Here is a 14,046-nt window from a genome sequence, read left to right as displayed (position 1 = left end):
GGAGTGGCGGCGTCGGAGGGCAATCTAAGAATCGACCCTGTAGAGGGCGGACAGACCCCGCAGATCCTGCGTCTTGATCCGTCCTGGCAGCAAGCCTGTCTGGCATTGGATCAACGGGCGCTCAACGGCCTCTGGACAGGAGAGCAATGGCGGCGGGAGCTGGACGACCCCCGGCGCCTCTGCATCGGTGTTGTGCAGATCGACGTCCTTTGGGGTGTGGCCTGTGGCTGGATGGTGGCCGATGAGCTGCACATCACTGCGGTGGCTGTGGATCCCGACAGGCGTCGCAGTGGCCATGGAGGTCTGCTTTTGCATGCACTGTTGCAACGGGCACGACAGCACGGTGCAGTGCACGCCACCCTCGAAGTGGCCAGCGACAACGTTGCCGCTCTGGCGCTTTACGCCAAAGCCGGTTTTCGCACCGCAGGCACCCGTTCCGGGTACTACTCCGATGGTCGCGACGCCCTCATTCTGTGGTGTCGCATCCCGTCACCTCCGTCGCCCACGTCGGCGGCTTGAAGTTGTTCGGTTTCCCGTCCCTGGGAGACAAAAAAGCGGTGAATCTTGTGGGATTCATTGATATTTTTTGTGCGCTTCAGGCCAGTCTCAGACTGGAAAGTGACCGAACAGACCGAACACTCGCAGCGATCCCTCAATCCTGATAGCTTGGTCACATCACTGCACTGGCCCAGCGATGTTTGAACGCTTTACCGAGAAGGCCATCAAGGTGATCATGCTGGCCCAGGAAGAGGCCCGCAGACTTGGTCACAACTTCGTTGGTACCGAACAAATCCTCCTCGGCCTGATCGGCGAGGGAACGGGCGTTGCCGCCAAGGTTCTCAAATCCATGGGGGTCAACCTCAAGGATGCTCGGGTTGAAGTTGAGAAAATCATCGGCCGTGGTTCCGGCTTCGTTGCCGTCGAGATCCCCTTTACGCCCCGCGCCAAGCGGGTGTTGGAGCTGTCTCTGGAAGAGGCTCGCCAGCTTGGTCATAACTACATCGGCACTGAGCACCTGCTGCTCGGTCTGATCCGTGAAGGCGAAGGTGTTGCTGCCCGCGTGTTGGAGAACCTCGGTGTCGACCTGGCCAAGGTGCGCACCCAAGTGATTCGCATGCTGGGTGAAACCGCTGAAGTCTCTGCCGGTGGCGGTGGCGGCGGTGGAAAGGGATCCACCAAAACTCCCACCCTCGACGAATTCGGCAACAACCTCACCCAGCTCGCCACCGAAGCGAAGCTTGACCCCGTAGTGGGTCGTCACAACGAGATTGACCGCGTCATCCAGATTCTGGGTCGCCGCACCAAGAACAACCCTGTTTTGATCGGCGAGCCGGGTGTCGGTAAGACCGCCATCGCTGAGGGTTTGGCCCAGCGCATTCAGCAGGGTGACATTCCTGACATCCTCGAAGACAAACGTGTTCTGACCCTTGATATCGGCCTGCTGGTGGCCGGCACCAAGTACCGAGGTGAGTTCGAAGAGCGCCTCAAAAAGATCATGGAGGAGATCAAGTCGGCGGGGAACGTGATTCTCGTGATCGACGAGGTGCACACCCTGATCGGTGCCGGTGCTGCTGAGGGGGCGATCGACGCCGCCAACATCCTCAAACCGGCCCTCGCCCGCGGCGAGCTCCAGTGCATCGGCGCCACCACCTTGGATGAGTACCGCAAGCACATCGAACGGGATGCTGCCCTGGAGCGCCGTTTCCAGCCGGTGAATGTGGGCGAGCCGTCCATCGACGACACCATCGAAATCCTGCGGGGCCTTCGCGAGCGTTACGAGCAGCACCACCGCCTCAAGATCACCGATGACGCCCTTATTGCGGCTGCAACCCTCGGCGATCGCTATATCTCGGATCGCTTCCTGCCCGACAAGGCCATCGACCTGATCGACGAAGCCGGTTCCCGGGTGCGTCTGCTCAATTCGAAGCTGCCCCCCGCGGCCAAGGAAGTGGACAAAGAACTGCGTTTGGTGCAGAAGGAGAAGGAGGATGCCGTCCGCGATCAGGACTTCACCAAGGCCGGTGAACTGCGCGAGAAGGAAGTGGAACTGCGTGAGCAGATCCGTTCTCTGCTTCAGACCAACAAGGATGAGGCCAAAGCCGACGCCAGCTCTGAAACCGGTGAAACGGCTTTTACCGAGGCGGCTGCCTCAGACAGCTCACCGATGGTGAACGAGGAGGACATCGCCCAGATCGTGGCTTCCTGGACCGGTGTTCCGGTGCAGAAACTCACCGAGAGCGAGTCGGTCAAGCTTCTCAACATGGAGGAAACTCTCCACCAGCGTCTGATCGGCCAGGACGAAGCCGTCAAGGCGGTGTCTAAGGCCATTCGCCGTGCCCGGGTCGGCTTAAAGAATCCCAACCGCCCGATCGCCAGCTTCATCTTTTCTGGCCCCACCGGTGTCGGTAAAACCGAGCTCACCAAAGCTCTGGCCACCTACTTCTTCGGCAGCGAGGAGGCGATGATCCGCCTCGACATGTCGGAATTCATGGAGCGCCACACGGTCAGCAAGCTGATCGGCTCGCCTCCGGGCTATGTGGGCTTCAACGAAGGCGGTCAGCTCACTGAGGCCGTGCGTCGCAGGCCTTACACCGTTGTGCTCTTCGACGAAATCGAAAAGGCGCACCCCGATGTGTTCAACCTGCTGCTGCAACTCCTGGAAGACGGTCGTCTGACCGACTCCAAAGGCCGCACAGTCGACTTCAAGAACACCCTGATCATCATGACCTCGAACATCGGTTCGAAGGTGATCGAGAAGGGTGGCGGCGGCCTCGGTTTCGAGTTCTCCGGTGAAAGCGCTGAGGAGTCTCAATACACCCGGATCCGTTCCCTGGTGAATGAGGAGCTCAAGCAGTACTTCCGGCCTGAATTCCTTAACCGTCTCGACGAAATCATCGTCTTCCGTCAGCTCAACCGCGACGAGGTCAAGGAGATTGCCGAGATCATGCTCAAGGAGGTCTTTGGCCGCATGGGCGAGAAGGGCATCACCCTTACGGTGTCCGATGCGTTCAAGGAGCGCCTGGTGGAGGAGGGCTACAACCCCGCCTATGGCGCACGTCCGCTGCGTCGGGCTGTCATGCGTCTTCTCGAGGATTCCCTCGCCGAAGAGGTGCTGTCTGGTCGGATCAAGGACGGCGACCATGCCGAAGTTGATGTCGATGAGAACAAGAAGGTGGTGGTCCGCCATAAGGGTCAGGTGGATACGGCACCGCAACTTGCCGGCGCCAGCGTCTGATGGTTCGATCCATCTCGTCCCACTCCATTGCCCCCGCCAGCGTTTTGCGGGGGGATGGGGCCTGGGATGAGGCCTTGCCTCAGATCAAATCCCTCTGCTCACGTCCGTTGGTGCTGGGTCGCAGTTCCTCCACGGCTGACCAGCGTCAGCGTTTGGTGGTGGATCTTCAGGCCCAAGGGCTACTCCCCGTTCAGGCTCAGCTTCAGTTCGACTGCTGTGAGCAGGATCTCCACAAAGTGGCTTTGGAAGCCCAGGGCTGCGACGCCGTTCTGGCAGCCGGGGGCGGAAAAGTGCTGGATGCCGGCAAGCTGCTGGCCCACCGCCTTTCCCTCCCCTGCATCACTGTTCCGCTGAGCGCCTCCACCTGTGCCGGTTGGACGGCTCTGTCCAACATCTATTCCCCTCAGGGTGCTTTCAAAGGGGATGTGGCCCTGGATCGTTGCCCTGATCTTCTTGTCTTCGATCACGGCTTGGTGCGCCAGGCCCCACCCCGCACCCTTGCCAGTGGTGTCGCTGATGCCCTGGCCAAGTGGTACGAAGCCTCAGTGAGCAGCGGCGACAGCTGCGATGGTCTGGTGCAGCAGGCCGTGCAGATGGCTCGGGTGCTGCGGGATCAACTGCTGATCGACAGCCTCACGGCTCTGGAAGATCCAGACAGTGCGGCCTGGGTGCGCACCGCCGAAGCCTGTGCTCTCACCGCCGGGGTGATGGGGGGACTGGGCGGCGCCCGTTGCCGCACTGTCGCGGCCCATGCCGTTCACAACGGCCTCACCCAGCTGGAGGCTTGTCACCACGTTCTCCATGGCGAGAAGGTGGGTTTCGGAATTCTTGTGCAGCTTCGCTTGGAGGAACGTCTGGGCGGCAACCGCCTTGCAGGTCAGGCGCATCGCCAGCTGCTGCCGTTGCTGCGGCAGCTGGGTTTGCCTGTCAGCCTTGATGATCTGGGTCTGGCGCAGGCCAGCCTCAGTGAGTTGCAGGAGGTGTGTCGCTTCGCCTGCCGCGAGGGTTCCGATCTGCATCATTTGCCCTTCGCTGTAACGCCTGGTGCTTTGCTGGAGGCCCTTGTGGGTGCTGCGGAACTCAGCCCCATCAACCTTTGAAGACGCTTCTGGATCAACTGCGGCCGGCTCTGCTTGACCCGCAGGCCGAGTCCCTGGCTGCTGAGGTGCAGTGGTGGAATTTGCCTGGCCTGGGAGTCGATGATCCCTTCCCGGTTGCGGTGCTCGGCCAAGGCTCTCCGTTGTTGCTGCTGCATGGTTTCGACAGCAGTTTTCTCGAATACCGGCGCCTGGCTCCACTCCTGGCTGATCGCTTTCAGCTGTTTATCCCCGACCTGTTCGGCTTTGGCTTTTCGCCACGTCCCTTGGGTCTGACCTATGGGCCGCAGGCTGTTTTGCGACATCTCGATGCCCTGTTGGAGCGGCTTCCTACAGAGGCTCCAGTGGGCCTGATCGGTGCTTCGATGGGTGGCTCAGTGGCCGTGGAGTTGGCCCGGCGTCATCACGAGCGCGTGGCTTCTCTGCTGCTGCTTGCTCCAGCCGGTCTCACGGGGCGTCCGATGCCCGTGCCGCCCCTGCTGGATCGTGTTGGTGCCTGGTTCCTGGGTCGTCCCGGCGTGCGGCGGGGGCTTTGTCGCCAGGCCTTTGCCGATCCCGATACGGATGTGGGAGCTCCAGAAGAACAAATTGCCTCCTTGCACCTGCAATGCCCCGGCTGGGCTGAGGCGTTGGCAGCCTTCGCCCGCAGTGGTGGTTTCGCCGGATGTGGAGATCCCCTGCCCTCCCAATCACTGCATGTGATCTGGGGTGACAATGATCGGATTCTGCGTGCTCCGCAGAAACAGGCGCTTCAGGCCTTGCTGGATCAGCCTGTGGAGACCTTCCCCTCCTGCGGCCACCTCCCCCATATCGATCAGCCCCGCAAGGTGGCTGAGCGTTGTCATGCGCTGCTGACCAATGGCTGATCCCGTTCTCAATGTGCTGGCAGGGGCCCTGCGCCTTTGGATTCGCAGCCAATGCGAGAGCCTCGGCAGCCTCGAGCTGGCCCTGAACGGTTCCACCTGGTCTTTGCTGCGGGGGCGTCTGGATGGCGTGACTCTCAAGGCGAGGGATGCCTGTTTTCAGGGGCTGCCCTTGCAGAGCGTGGAGTTGTGCAGCGGTCCGATTGCGGTGGACATGAAGCTGCTGAGTCCCGGTCAGATGTTGGCCCTGCAGCAGCCGTTCCAGGTGGAGGGAGAGGTGAGCTTCAACGGCCGTCAGCTCAACAGCGCTCTGCTGGCCGAACCCTGGCGCTGGCTCGGGGATTGGATGGCTGAGCAACTGATGGGCCTCAGCCCGTTGGGGGCTCTGCGTATTGAAGCGGATCTGCTCGAGTTGCAGGTGCCCGTCGCTGCTCATCAAGATCCTGCTCGCCGTCGCTTCCGCCTCAATGCTGAGCAGGGAACGTTGTGCTTCCGGCCGGAGACCGCCGATGAACCGTGCACCTTGCTTCCGATGGATCCCGCCATTCGGATCGTGCACGTGCAGCTGGCGAGTGGTCAGTTGGCCCTCAAAGGTCAGGCCAGCGTCACCCCATAGCGCTTGTTATGGGGCCAACAGCGGTTGGCACAGCGCGATGGCGTAAAAGACCACTGCTGGGGTGAACAGATAGCTGTCGATCCGGTCAAGGATTCCGCCATGGCCGGGCAGCACGTCACCGGAATCCTTCACGCCTGCATCGCGTTTCATCATCGATTCGGTCAGGTCTCCCACCAGGGCGAACAGAGCGATCAGTGCGCCCAGCAGCAGCCCCGGTAGGCCATGCAGGGGCCAACCCATCAGCTGGCCGCAGACCAGGCCGATCAGCATGGCTGAGATGAATCCACCGATCGCCCCTTCGATGGTTTTCCCGGGGGAGATCGGAGAGAGGGGCCGTCGCCCGTAGTGCCGTCCCACGGCCCAGGAGCCGATGTCGGTGGCGACGATCATCAAGCAGGCCGACAGCGTGATCTCCAGACCGTTGTCCAAACCGCGAAGACTCAGCCAGTGGCTGGGCAAAAAACCGAGGTAGAACAACCCGAAGATCGATGCCGCAATGTCGGCGATGGAACCCGTGACCGGTTGCAGCAGCAGCCAACCGCAGATGGCGGCTCCAGAGAGGGGCAAAACAGCATGGGCTACATCAGCCGGGAGTCCGCCCTGAATCGCCCACTGGGTGGTGAACAGCAGCAGTTGGCAAGCCACAAGGGTGGTTTTGGTGGCGGGGCGAATTCCCTTGAATTGCGCCATCCGGAAGAACTCGAGCAGGCCGAGGTGCACCATTCCCCCCAGCGCTGCGGTGAACCACCATCCCCCCAGGCTCACCACCAGCAGGCCGAAACCGCCTACACCCAGGCCACTGATTAACCGTTTTCGCAGCGCTGCTCGGGCCGTTGGGACTTGGCTCTGATCGAGGACAACCTCACGAATCACGCTGATTGGAGGCATCCTCAAGTCACCCTATCAATCGCCCTTGGAGAGGATCTCGAGCTTTACCGGCACTTCCCCCGCCTGCATCATTTTGAGCTGGGATGCTGCTCCATGGGCCAGATCGATCACCCGGTGGTATCTGAACGGGCCACGGTCATTGATTCTCACCACCACACTGCGGCCATTGCTCAGATTGGTGACGCGCACCTTGGTGCCAAAGGGGAGTGTGCGATGGGCCGCCGTCAGCGTGCCCTTGCGGAAGCGCTCACCATTGGCAGTTTTGCGGCCGTAAAACCCCGGCCCATACCAACTTGCGGCCCCCTGAACCACCTCGATCAGCTTGCTTGGCATGGCTGAGTCGGTTGCTATCGGTTTCGGAGGAGGGGCTGGCAGGGGCCTCACCGGGACGGCCTCCAGGATTCCTGTGATCTCTTCGCTCTCCTGGATGGCCTTGATCACGAACTCTTCGCTATGGGGGCTGGCCCCAACGGAGGGGCCCAGCATCAGCGCAATCAGTAGCGATGTCAGAGGTTTCATCCACCGCAGCCGAATGCGTGGATTGAAGCGGCTGTGGGGTTGGATTTCACCCCCCGTTCACCACAGACAGCGTGTCGGGCATTTGGTCTCCCCAGAACAGCTGCTGGCGCTCGAGCCAGCTCTGCCGCTGACGATCCAGCCGTTCGCCGGGAATCAGCAGGGGGATACCAGGGGGGTAAGGGCACAGCAATTCAGCCGCAATGCATCCCTCCGCGTCCTTCAACGCCACCTGGTGATGCACAGCCGTCCAGGCCTGGCTGGGTGACTGCGCTGTGGTGGTGACCAGTGGCAGCGGTGGGGCTTCGAACGCCGGCAAGGGAGCGCGATCGGGAAAGTGCCGCAGCAGGTTCTGCCAGTGGTGTCGCATTTGGCGCCCCAGCCCTCTGTGGCGTGCCAGCCCCAGGCAGAAGGTGAGGGTGGCTGGTTCCGGTAATTCGCCTACCAGCCCGCGGGCCAGTAACCATTCGTCGGCATCCAGGCCAGTGATTCCGGCCTGGCCTGTGTGCAGGATCAGGCGCAGCGGATCCTGGTTGTGCAGCAGAGGTATGCCCCTGTTGCGTAGGCCCTCGCCGAGCTCTTCAGCCTCCTGCAGACGCCGCAGCAATTGCCGGCGTCCCTTGAGGCGTTGCCAGTGTTGAAGGGCTTCTTCGCAGGAGGCCAGCAGCAGCGCACTGGGGCTGGTGGTCTGCAGCAAGCCCAGGCTGCGTTCCACCCGCACGGGATCCAGACGCTCCCCCTGCAGCCAGAGCACCGCTGTTTGCGCCAGAGCAGCCGCTGATTTCTGCAGGGAATGCACCACCAGATCAGCGCCGCAATGCAGGGCGCTGGGGGGGAGGGGGTGATCCACTCCTGCAGCGAAATGACAGCCGTGGGCTTCATCCACCAGAACGCAACAGCCCTGTTGCTGCAGCCGCTGAATCACCGCCGTCGGGTCATTGGCATAGCCCTGGTAGGTGGGATGCACCAGAACCGCAGCACGGATGGGTGCTCCGTCGGAGGGCAGAGCCTCCAGCACCCGTTCGATCCAAGCTGCATCTGCCGGTGCCGGCTGGCCGCAATCGCTTTGGAAGGGGAGATCGAACAGCACCGGCCGTAGGTCCCCAAGAACGCAGGCCTGAATCAGGCTGCGATGGACATTGCGGGGCAGCAGGACCCGCTCTCCCGGCCGGACCATGGCCAGCAGTGCGGCCTGCAGCAACCCCGTGGCCCCGTTCACCCCGTACCAGCAGCGCTCCACACCCATCTGTGCCGCGGCGAAGCGTTGGCTTTCTGCGATGGCGCCGTCTGCTTCCAGCGGACCGCCAAGGGCTGGCAGTTCCGGCAGATCCCAGATGCCAGCGCGGCGGCGCAGCAATTGACGCAGTCCATCCGGGAGGGCAGCCCCCCGTCCATGGGCCGGCAGAAACAGGGGCTGACCGATTCGACGGGTGAGCTGGGGCAGAAGCGCCATCGAATCCGCCTGATCTCCTTAAAGTCTCTCTCTGTATTAATCGCGATGCGATGCGTTACGACCCCGGGCGGGATCTGGCCTGGTTGCTGCTGCGTCCCTGGGTCGCCATTCCGCGCCTAGTCCATGTGCTGTGGTCCTTGGCGGGGCTTGTGCTTGTGTTGCTGCTGCGTGGAGGCAGCAGTGACCCCGCCGTTCAGCAGGGGCTGGCGCGTCGCATTCTCAACACCCTGACGGGGCTGGGGCCCTGCTTCATCAAGCTGGGGCAGGCCCTCTCCACCCGCCCAGATCTGGTGCGTCGGGACTGGCTGGAGGAACTGACACGCCTCCAGGACGATCTTCCAGCCTTTTCCCATGCCATCGCCCTGGCCTGCATCCGCGAGGAACTCGGTGCTCCGGCCGAGGAGTTGTTTGAGGAGTTCCCCGACACGCCGATCGCCGCAGCCAGCCTTGGCCAGGTTTACAAAGCCCGTCTGCAGGGCCAGCACTGGGTTGCGGTGAAAGTGCAGCGCCCCAATCTCAGCTTCATTCTGCGGCGGGATCTGGTGTTGATCCGGGCCTTGGGGGTGATGGCGGCGCCGCTGCTGCCGCTCAACCTGGGTTTCGGCCTGGGCGGAATCATTGATGAGTTTGGCCGCAGCCTGTTTGAGGAGATCGATTACGGCCTGGAAGCGGCCAATGCCGAGCGGTTTTCGGCTCTCTTCGCGGACAACGATGCGGTCTACATCCCGAAGGTGGAGCGGATGCTCAGCTCCACTCGGGTGTTGACCACCACCTGGATCGATGGCGCCAAGATGCGCAACAGCGAAGAGCTGCGCTCTCAGAGTCTTGATCCAACGGCGTTGATCCGCACCGGCGTGATCTGTGGCCTACAGCAGCTGTTGGAGTTCGGCTATTTCCACGCCGACCCTCACCCCGGCAACCTCTTCGCCCTACCGGGTCGCACCGGCGATCTCGGCCATGTCGGGTATGTCGACTTCGGGATGATGGACTCCATAAGCGATAGCGACCGGCTCACCCTCACCGGTGCTGTGGTGCACCTGATCAACCGTGATTTCTCCGAGTTGGCCAAGGACTTCCAATCCCTCGGTTTCCTAAGCCCCACGGCCGATCTCGCACCGATCATTCCTGCTCTCGAGGAGGTGCTCGGCGGCAGTCTTGGCGACTCGGTTGGATCGTTCAACTTCAAGGCGATCACCGATCGTTTTTCGGAGCTGATGTTCGATTACCCCTTCCGGGTGCCGGCTCGCTTCGCCTTGATCATCCGTGCCGTCGTTAGCCAGGAAGGTCTTGCTCTGCGGCTCGATCCGAACTTCCGGATCATTGCTGTGGCCTATCCCTATGTGGCCCGTCGACTGTTGGCGGGAGACACCAGCGAGATGCGCGAGAAGCTGCTTGAGGTGATCTTTGATGAGTCAGGCCGCCTGCGCCTGGACCGGTTGGAAAGTTTGCTGGATGTGGTGGGTCAGGACGCTCCCGCTCCAGGGAAAGAACTGATCCCTGTGGCCGGGGCAGGCTTGCGGCTTCTGTTCAGCCGAGATGGTGCTGACCTGCGCAAGCGTTTGCTGATGACGCTGATCCGTGACGATCGTCTGCACACCGACGACGTGCGTGCCCTTGTCGGACTGCTCGGACGCACCTTCGGCCCTGGGCGTCTGGCCGGTGGGCTGCTGCAGCGTCTTAACCCCCTGGCGGCAGCGTGATCCAGCAGCCGAAGATGCTGATGGAACTGAAGATCACAACAGTGAGCGGCCAGATTTCATCCAGCTGCTGCAGCCGACGCAGCTGGCGGTTCTTGGCGTCACCCTCTGGCATTACCTCCAGCTCCCCATAACGCCGTCCGATGAAAATCACCAGGATGAAGGCCAGCAGGGTGACCATATAGGCGATGACGTAAACCTGATCCAGAAAGGTGAGGAAAGGCAGGTCGGGCAGTTCCTCCCGGTAGGTCTGCTGCAGGAACACCAGGGTCAAAAGCACGGTGACGGGAATTCCGGCACGAGCATCCTGTTCATCTGCACGCACCTTGAACACCAGCAGAACCATGGCCATCACCACCAGCAGAGGCAGCATCAGCCGCCAGAACGCTGACCAGGAGGAGGTGCCAAAGGAGATGTCGAAGATCACCAGGCTGTAATCATCGGCGCTGCCCCCGAGGCCGAAATTGGTGGCGTAGTTGTGCCGGTATTCGGCAATCGACCAGCCCCGGTTTAGCCAGCCGATGATTTCCGCGAACAGCCCCATCCCACTGTTCTGGATGTCAGGTTCGAAGCGGAAATGGGGATAGTCGAGGGCACCATTCACATCCTCCATTTCAAGAACAAGGGGCAGGCTTACGGTCACAAAGGGGAAATGCCTGAAGCTGGCCTTGTCGATGTAGAAGCGGCCGATGTAGCTGAATAGTTGGTAATACGATCCGTCGTCGTTGTGCACCGGAGCTGAGGACATCGGCGTCAGTACTGGATCGGCGTCAGAGAGCAATCCGTTCACCAGAGTGATGCCCTGTTCAATTGTTTGATCACGTTCGTTCAGGTAGCTCTGCAGCTCTTCGCCCCAGCGCATCCAGACGTAACCGTTGGAGGAGTAACTGGGAATGCTCAGGTCAAGGTCGTAGGTGCTGGTGGCGTAAATACCCACCTGCACGTGATATTGAGCTTCATCCAAACGCTGTTGATCCAGGACCATTTCTTGGTCCGACAGCTTGTCTCCCCGCAGGGAGGTCCAGCCGTCCCCCCTCATGCGGCGAGTGTCTGTTGTCAGGGCCCGCGATGCTGAGGACAACCGCAGCGCGTCACGGCTGGGGACACGACCGACATCCAGCATGTTGATGCCAGAGAAGGCCAGAAGACCGGCAAGCAGAATTGAAACAACGGCAAGAATGTTCCAGTGCTTCTGTTTCTTGGAGGCCATCTGCGGCGCAGTTCTGGCATCACTCTGACGTGCTGGGCGTTATTGAGCAGCGGACTGCTGACGCTGCTTCAACCTCGCCCTGTCACAGCCCAGCCCCCTCTGGGCGAGGAAGATCCAAGTGCTCTGGTGCTTGGGCAGTCGTTACCGCTTTCGGGCCCTTCGGCGCAACTCGGTTTGGATTACCGACGCGGGGCGTTGGCCTGGTTTGAGGCTGTCAACCGTGAGGGAGGCATCCACGGTCGAAAAATCAAGTTGATCAGTCTCGATGACAAATACGAACCGCCTCAGACGCTCATCAACACACGCCAGTTGTTGAAACGCAATGATTTGTTGGCGTTATTCGGTTATGTGGGCACGCCCACCACAAAGGTGGCTCTGCCGTTGATCGAAGCTGCCAAAGTTCCGCTGGTGGCGCCGATGACGGGAGCCAGTCTTCTGCGAAGGCCGGAGCTGCGCATGGTGTTCAACATGCGAACCAGCTACCGACAAGAGATTGCCGCAATGGTTGATGAGCTTGTGCGTGATGCGCACCATCGCATTGCCATCGTCTACCAAGACGATGCCTTCGGTCAGGATGGCCTTGACGGAGCTCTGGCCGCCCTCAATAGCCATGGTCTGAAACCGTTGGTGATCACCACGGTGCAGCGCAACTCAGACCAGGTGGGGAAAGCATTGGACGATCTAATGGCAGTCAATCCCAATGGAATCGTGCTGGTCTCTGCCTATGTGAGTTCGGCGGCCCTTTCCACCGCGCTGCGGGATCGGGGCAGCAAAGCTCAGATCATGAATGTGTCGTTCGTCGGAACTCAGGCATTGCAGAAGGCGATGCCGGTGGGCGAAGCCAACGGCATCGGCGTGGCCCAGGTGGTGCCGTTCCCCTGGAATCGCTGGATTCCTGTCGTGGCTGATTATCAACGCTGTTTGAGATTGAGCGATAAGGCATCGGGTTTTGGCTTTACCAGTTTTGAGGGATATCTCGCGGCGCGGATGATCACCGAGGGGCTTGAGCGCGCCGGGAATAATCCGACGCGTCAATCCCTGGTCCAAGCTCTGGAGTCGATCCGTGATCTTGATCTGGGGGGCTTCCGCCTCCAGCTGGGCCGGAACGATCACGACGCCAGTGACTTTGTCGAACTCACCTTTCTCGGCTCACAAAGCTGGGAACCTTGAGCTGAGGTGGCTAAGGTCTCAGCTCTTTGTGATCGGCGTCGATGCCTGAGGAGATCAGCGCCCAGGAGCTTGAGCAGCTGCTCCAGATGATGACTCTGCCCCAGCCCCCCTACCTACTGGCTGGCATTGGTCTGTTGATGGGTGTGCTCTGCGGCCTGACCTTCGGCCGGCAGGTGCAGAACAAGTTGGATGGATGGAAGCAAGACCGGCTCCCCCTGTTGCCACTGGGGACAGCAGAGATCAACCTCAGCTATGCCGGCACCCTCATCGGGGTGACGCTGTTCATTGGGTGTTGTCTTCAGATCTTCGGGTTTGCCTCAGGCGCTGCCCTGCTGGTGGCCCTGCTGCTCTCGCTGCTGACCGGTGGAGCTTTGTTTTCTCAGCTCGAGCGCCTGATGCAGCAGGTTGAAGCGGGCAAGTTCAAAGCGGTTGACTTCGACAACTTCGACGAATTCTTCTGAGCTTCGTCTGACCTGTTCGTTTCTCGTTCGTGATCTGAGCCCTTAAGCGAAGCCGCTGTTCTGCTTGAAAGAGAGTGGCCGCGAAGCAGAATGGTTATCAACCACTCCTTTTGGAGATGACAACCCTTTCTGCGGCTGTCTCCACAAGTCGTCTCCTCGTTGTGGAAGACGATGACAGTATTCGGGAAACAGTCGGAGAGGCCTTGCGTGCGGAGGGTTTCGAGGTTCACACCTGCGCCGATGGCGCCTCAGCCCTCAACCTGATCACGGCTGACAGTTCAGACCCATTGGATCTGATTGTGCTCGATCTGATGCTCCCGGGTTTGGGGGGGCTTGATCTTTGCCGTGAGCTCCGTCGCATTAACAACACCACCCCGATCCTGGTGATCAGCGCCCGTGACAGCGAGACCGATCGGGTGCTTGGGCTGGAGGTGGGCGCCGACGATTACCTGGTCAAACCCTTTGGGCTGCGCGAGCTGGTGGCACGCTGCAGGGCCTTGCTGCGGCGATCCCGTCAGACGGAGACGTCGTCGTCCGAACCGAAATCCCTCAGTCACGCCAACCTTTGCCTGTTTCCCAGTGAATGCAGGGTCACCCGGGATGGCACTGACCTCACTCTCTCCCCCAAGGAATACAAGATTCTCGAGCTGTTCATTCAGAACCCCAAGCGCGTCTGGAGTCGCGATCAGCTGCTGGAGAAAATCTGGGGTGTCGACTTCATCGGTGACACCAAAACCGTGGATGTTCACATCCGCTGGCTGCGGGAAAAGGTTGAGCAGGAGCCCTCATCTCCTCAATTGATCCGTACGGTCCGCGGCTTCGGGTATCGCTTCGGCTGAG

Annotated in this window: 13 protein-coding genes; 9 read left to right on the top strand and 4 right to left on the bottom strand. The window is 61.0% G+C overall.

Annotation, left to right across the window (positions count from 1 at the left end):
* Positions 1-3: 3 nt before the first annotated feature.
* The 5 genes from Q3Y53_RS11740 (at position 4) to Q3Y53_RS11720 (ending at position 5,811) form a co-directional block, all read left to right on the top strand.
* Entirely contained in the window at positions 4-519 is a 516-nt protein-coding gene (locus Q3Y53_RS11740) for a GNAT family N-acetyltransferase (protein ID WP_303536296.1), read from the top strand.
* 175 nt (positions 520-694) lie between these two features.
* The gene (locus Q3Y53_RS11735; protein ID WP_303536293.1) at positions 695-3,235 is read left to right on the top strand and encodes an ATP-dependent Clp protease ATP-binding subunit; all 2,541 of its coding nucleotides are present in this window, start codon (positions 695-697) and stop codon (positions 3,233-3,235) included.
* Positions 3,235-4,335, top strand: a complete 1,101-nt coding sequence (locus Q3Y53_RS11730; protein ID WP_303536290.1) for an iron-containing alcohol dehydrogenase family protein — start codon at positions 3,235-3,237, stop codon at positions 4,333-4,335. The genes Q3Y53_RS11735 and Q3Y53_RS11730 overlap by 1 nt, the downstream gene beginning before the upstream one ends.
* Positions 4,332-5,198 (top strand): alpha/beta fold hydrolase, encoded by an 867-nt coding sequence (locus Q3Y53_RS11725; RefSeq protein ID WP_303536287.1) that lies wholly within the window; start codon positions 4,332-4,334, stop codon positions 5,196-5,198. The genes Q3Y53_RS11730 and Q3Y53_RS11725 overlap by 4 nt, the downstream gene beginning before the upstream one ends.
* On the top strand, positions 5,191-5,811 hold the full coding sequence (locus tag Q3Y53_RS11720; RefSeq protein WP_226424172.1) for an LmeA family phospholipid-binding protein: 621 nt from the start codon (positions 5,191-5,193) through the stop codon (positions 5,809-5,811). Before Q3Y53_RS11725 ends, Q3Y53_RS11720 begins: the two co-directional genes overlap by 8 nt.
* Before the next feature lie 6 nt (positions 5,812-5,817).
* Here Q3Y53_RS11720 and Q3Y53_RS11715 read toward each other — a convergent pair whose 3' ends face one another.
* The 3 genes from Q3Y53_RS11715 to Q3Y53_RS11705 are packed head-to-tail and all read right to left on the bottom strand — an operon-like array spanning position 5,818 to position 8,668.
* Positions 5,818-6,699 carry a phosphatidate cytidylyltransferase gene (locus Q3Y53_RS11715; protein ID WP_226424171.1) on the bottom strand — a complete coding sequence of 294 codons (882 nt, stop codon included), beginning with the start codon at positions 6,697-6,699 and terminating at the stop codon, positions 5,818-5,820.
* Between the two features lie 15 nt (positions 6,700-6,714).
* On the bottom strand, positions 6,715-7,218 hold the full coding sequence (locus Q3Y53_RS11710; RefSeq protein WP_303536284.1) for a septal ring lytic transglycosylase RlpA family protein: 504 nt from the start codon (positions 7,216-7,218) through the stop codon (positions 6,715-6,717).
* A gap of 46 nt (positions 7,219-7,264) precedes the next feature.
* Positions 7,265-8,668 carry an aminotransferase class I/II-fold pyridoxal phosphate-dependent enzyme gene (locus tag Q3Y53_RS11705; RefSeq protein ID WP_303536281.1) on the bottom strand — a complete coding sequence of 468 codons (1,404 nt, stop codon included), beginning with the start codon at positions 8,666-8,668 and terminating at the stop codon, positions 7,265-7,267.
* 50 nt (positions 8,669-8,718) lie between these two features.
* Here Q3Y53_RS11705 and Q3Y53_RS11700 point away from each other — a divergent pair, with 50 nt between their 5' ends.
* Positions 8,719-10,368, top strand: coding sequence for an AarF/ABC1/UbiB kinase family protein (locus Q3Y53_RS11700; protein ID WP_303536279.1), 1,650 nt, complete (start codon positions 8,719-8,721; stop codon positions 10,366-10,368).
* Here the strand turns inward: Q3Y53_RS11700 and Q3Y53_RS11695 are convergent.
* Positions 10,346-11,575, bottom strand: a complete 1,230-nt coding sequence (locus Q3Y53_RS11695) for a hypothetical protein (RefSeq protein ID WP_303536277.1) — start codon at positions 11,573-11,575, stop codon at positions 10,346-10,348. The two genes, Q3Y53_RS11700 and Q3Y53_RS11695, sit on opposite strands and share 23 nt — an antisense overlap.
* Between Q3Y53_RS11695 and Q3Y53_RS11690 the strand changes: the two genes are divergently transcribed.
* The 3 genes from Q3Y53_RS11690 (at position 11,552) to Q3Y53_RS11680 (ending at position 14,045) form a co-directional block, all read left to right on the top strand.
* Positions 11,552-12,745: an ABC transporter substrate-binding protein gene (locus Q3Y53_RS11690; RefSeq protein ID WP_303536274.1), complete on the top strand. Its 1,194-nt coding sequence runs from the start codon at positions 11,552-11,554 to the stop codon at positions 12,743-12,745. The genes Q3Y53_RS11695 and Q3Y53_RS11690 overlap by 24 nt on opposite strands.
* Positions 12,746-12,786: 41 nt before the next feature.
* Positions 12,787-13,206 (top strand): hypothetical protein, encoded by a 420-nt coding sequence (locus tag Q3Y53_RS11685; RefSeq protein WP_186497386.1) that lies wholly within the window; start codon positions 12,787-12,789, stop codon positions 13,204-13,206.
* Positions 13,207-13,322: 116 nt separating this feature from the next.
* The gene (locus Q3Y53_RS11680; RefSeq protein WP_226424167.1) at positions 13,323-14,045 is read left to right on the top strand and encodes a response regulator transcription factor; all 723 of its coding nucleotides are present in this window, start codon (positions 13,323-13,325) and stop codon (positions 14,043-14,045) included.
* Position 14,046: the final 1 nt, after the last annotated feature.

Source organism: Synechococcus sp. YX-04-1 (genome assembly GCF_030546365.1).
GTDB lineage: Bacteria > Cyanobacteriota > Cyanobacteriia > PCC-6307 > Cyanobiaceae > Parasynechococcus.
Note: the sequence above shows the minus strand (reverse complement) of the source record. Positions and strands in the feature narration are given on the sequence as shown.

Bases quoted from the DNA above. Each gene is read 5' to 3' on its own strand.
- Q3Y53_RS11680 (WP_226424167.1), top strand. From the start codon at position 13,323: ATGACAACCCTTTCTGCGGCTGTCTCCACAAGTCGTCTCCTCGTTGTG.
- Q3Y53_RS11730 (WP_303536290.1), top strand. From the start codon at position 3,235: ATGGTTCGATCCATCTCGTCCCACTCCATTGCCCCCGCCAGCGTTTTG.
- Q3Y53_RS11700 (WP_303536279.1), top strand. From the start codon at position 8,719: ATGCGTTACGACCCCGGGCGGGATCTGGCCTGGTTGCTGCTGCGTCCC.
- Q3Y53_RS11715 (WP_226424171.1), bottom strand. From the start codon at position 6,699: ATGCCTCCAATCAGCGTGATTCGTGAGGTTGTCCTCGATCAGAGCCAA.
- Q3Y53_RS11710 (WP_303536284.1), bottom strand. From the start codon at position 7,218: ATGAAACCTCTGACATCGCTACTGATTGCGCTGATGCTGGGCCCCTCC.
- Q3Y53_RS11685 (WP_186497386.1), top strand. From the start codon at position 12,787: ATGCCTGAGGAGATCAGCGCCCAGGAGCTTGAGCAGCTGCTCCAGATG.
- Q3Y53_RS11720 (WP_226424172.1), top strand. From the start codon at position 5,191: ATGGCTGATCCCGTTCTCAATGTGCTGGCAGGGGCCCTGCGCCTTTGG.
- Q3Y53_RS11735 (WP_303536293.1), top strand. From the start codon at position 695: ATGTTTGAACGCTTTACCGAGAAGGCCATCAAGGTGATCATGCTGGCC.
- Q3Y53_RS11695 (WP_303536277.1), bottom strand. From the start codon at position 11,575: ATGGCCTCCAAGAAACAGAAGCACTGGAACATTCTTGCCGTTGTTTCA.
- Q3Y53_RS11705 (WP_303536281.1), bottom strand. From the start codon at position 8,668: ATGGCGCTTCTGCCCCAGCTCACCCGTCGAATCGGTCAGCCCCTGTTT.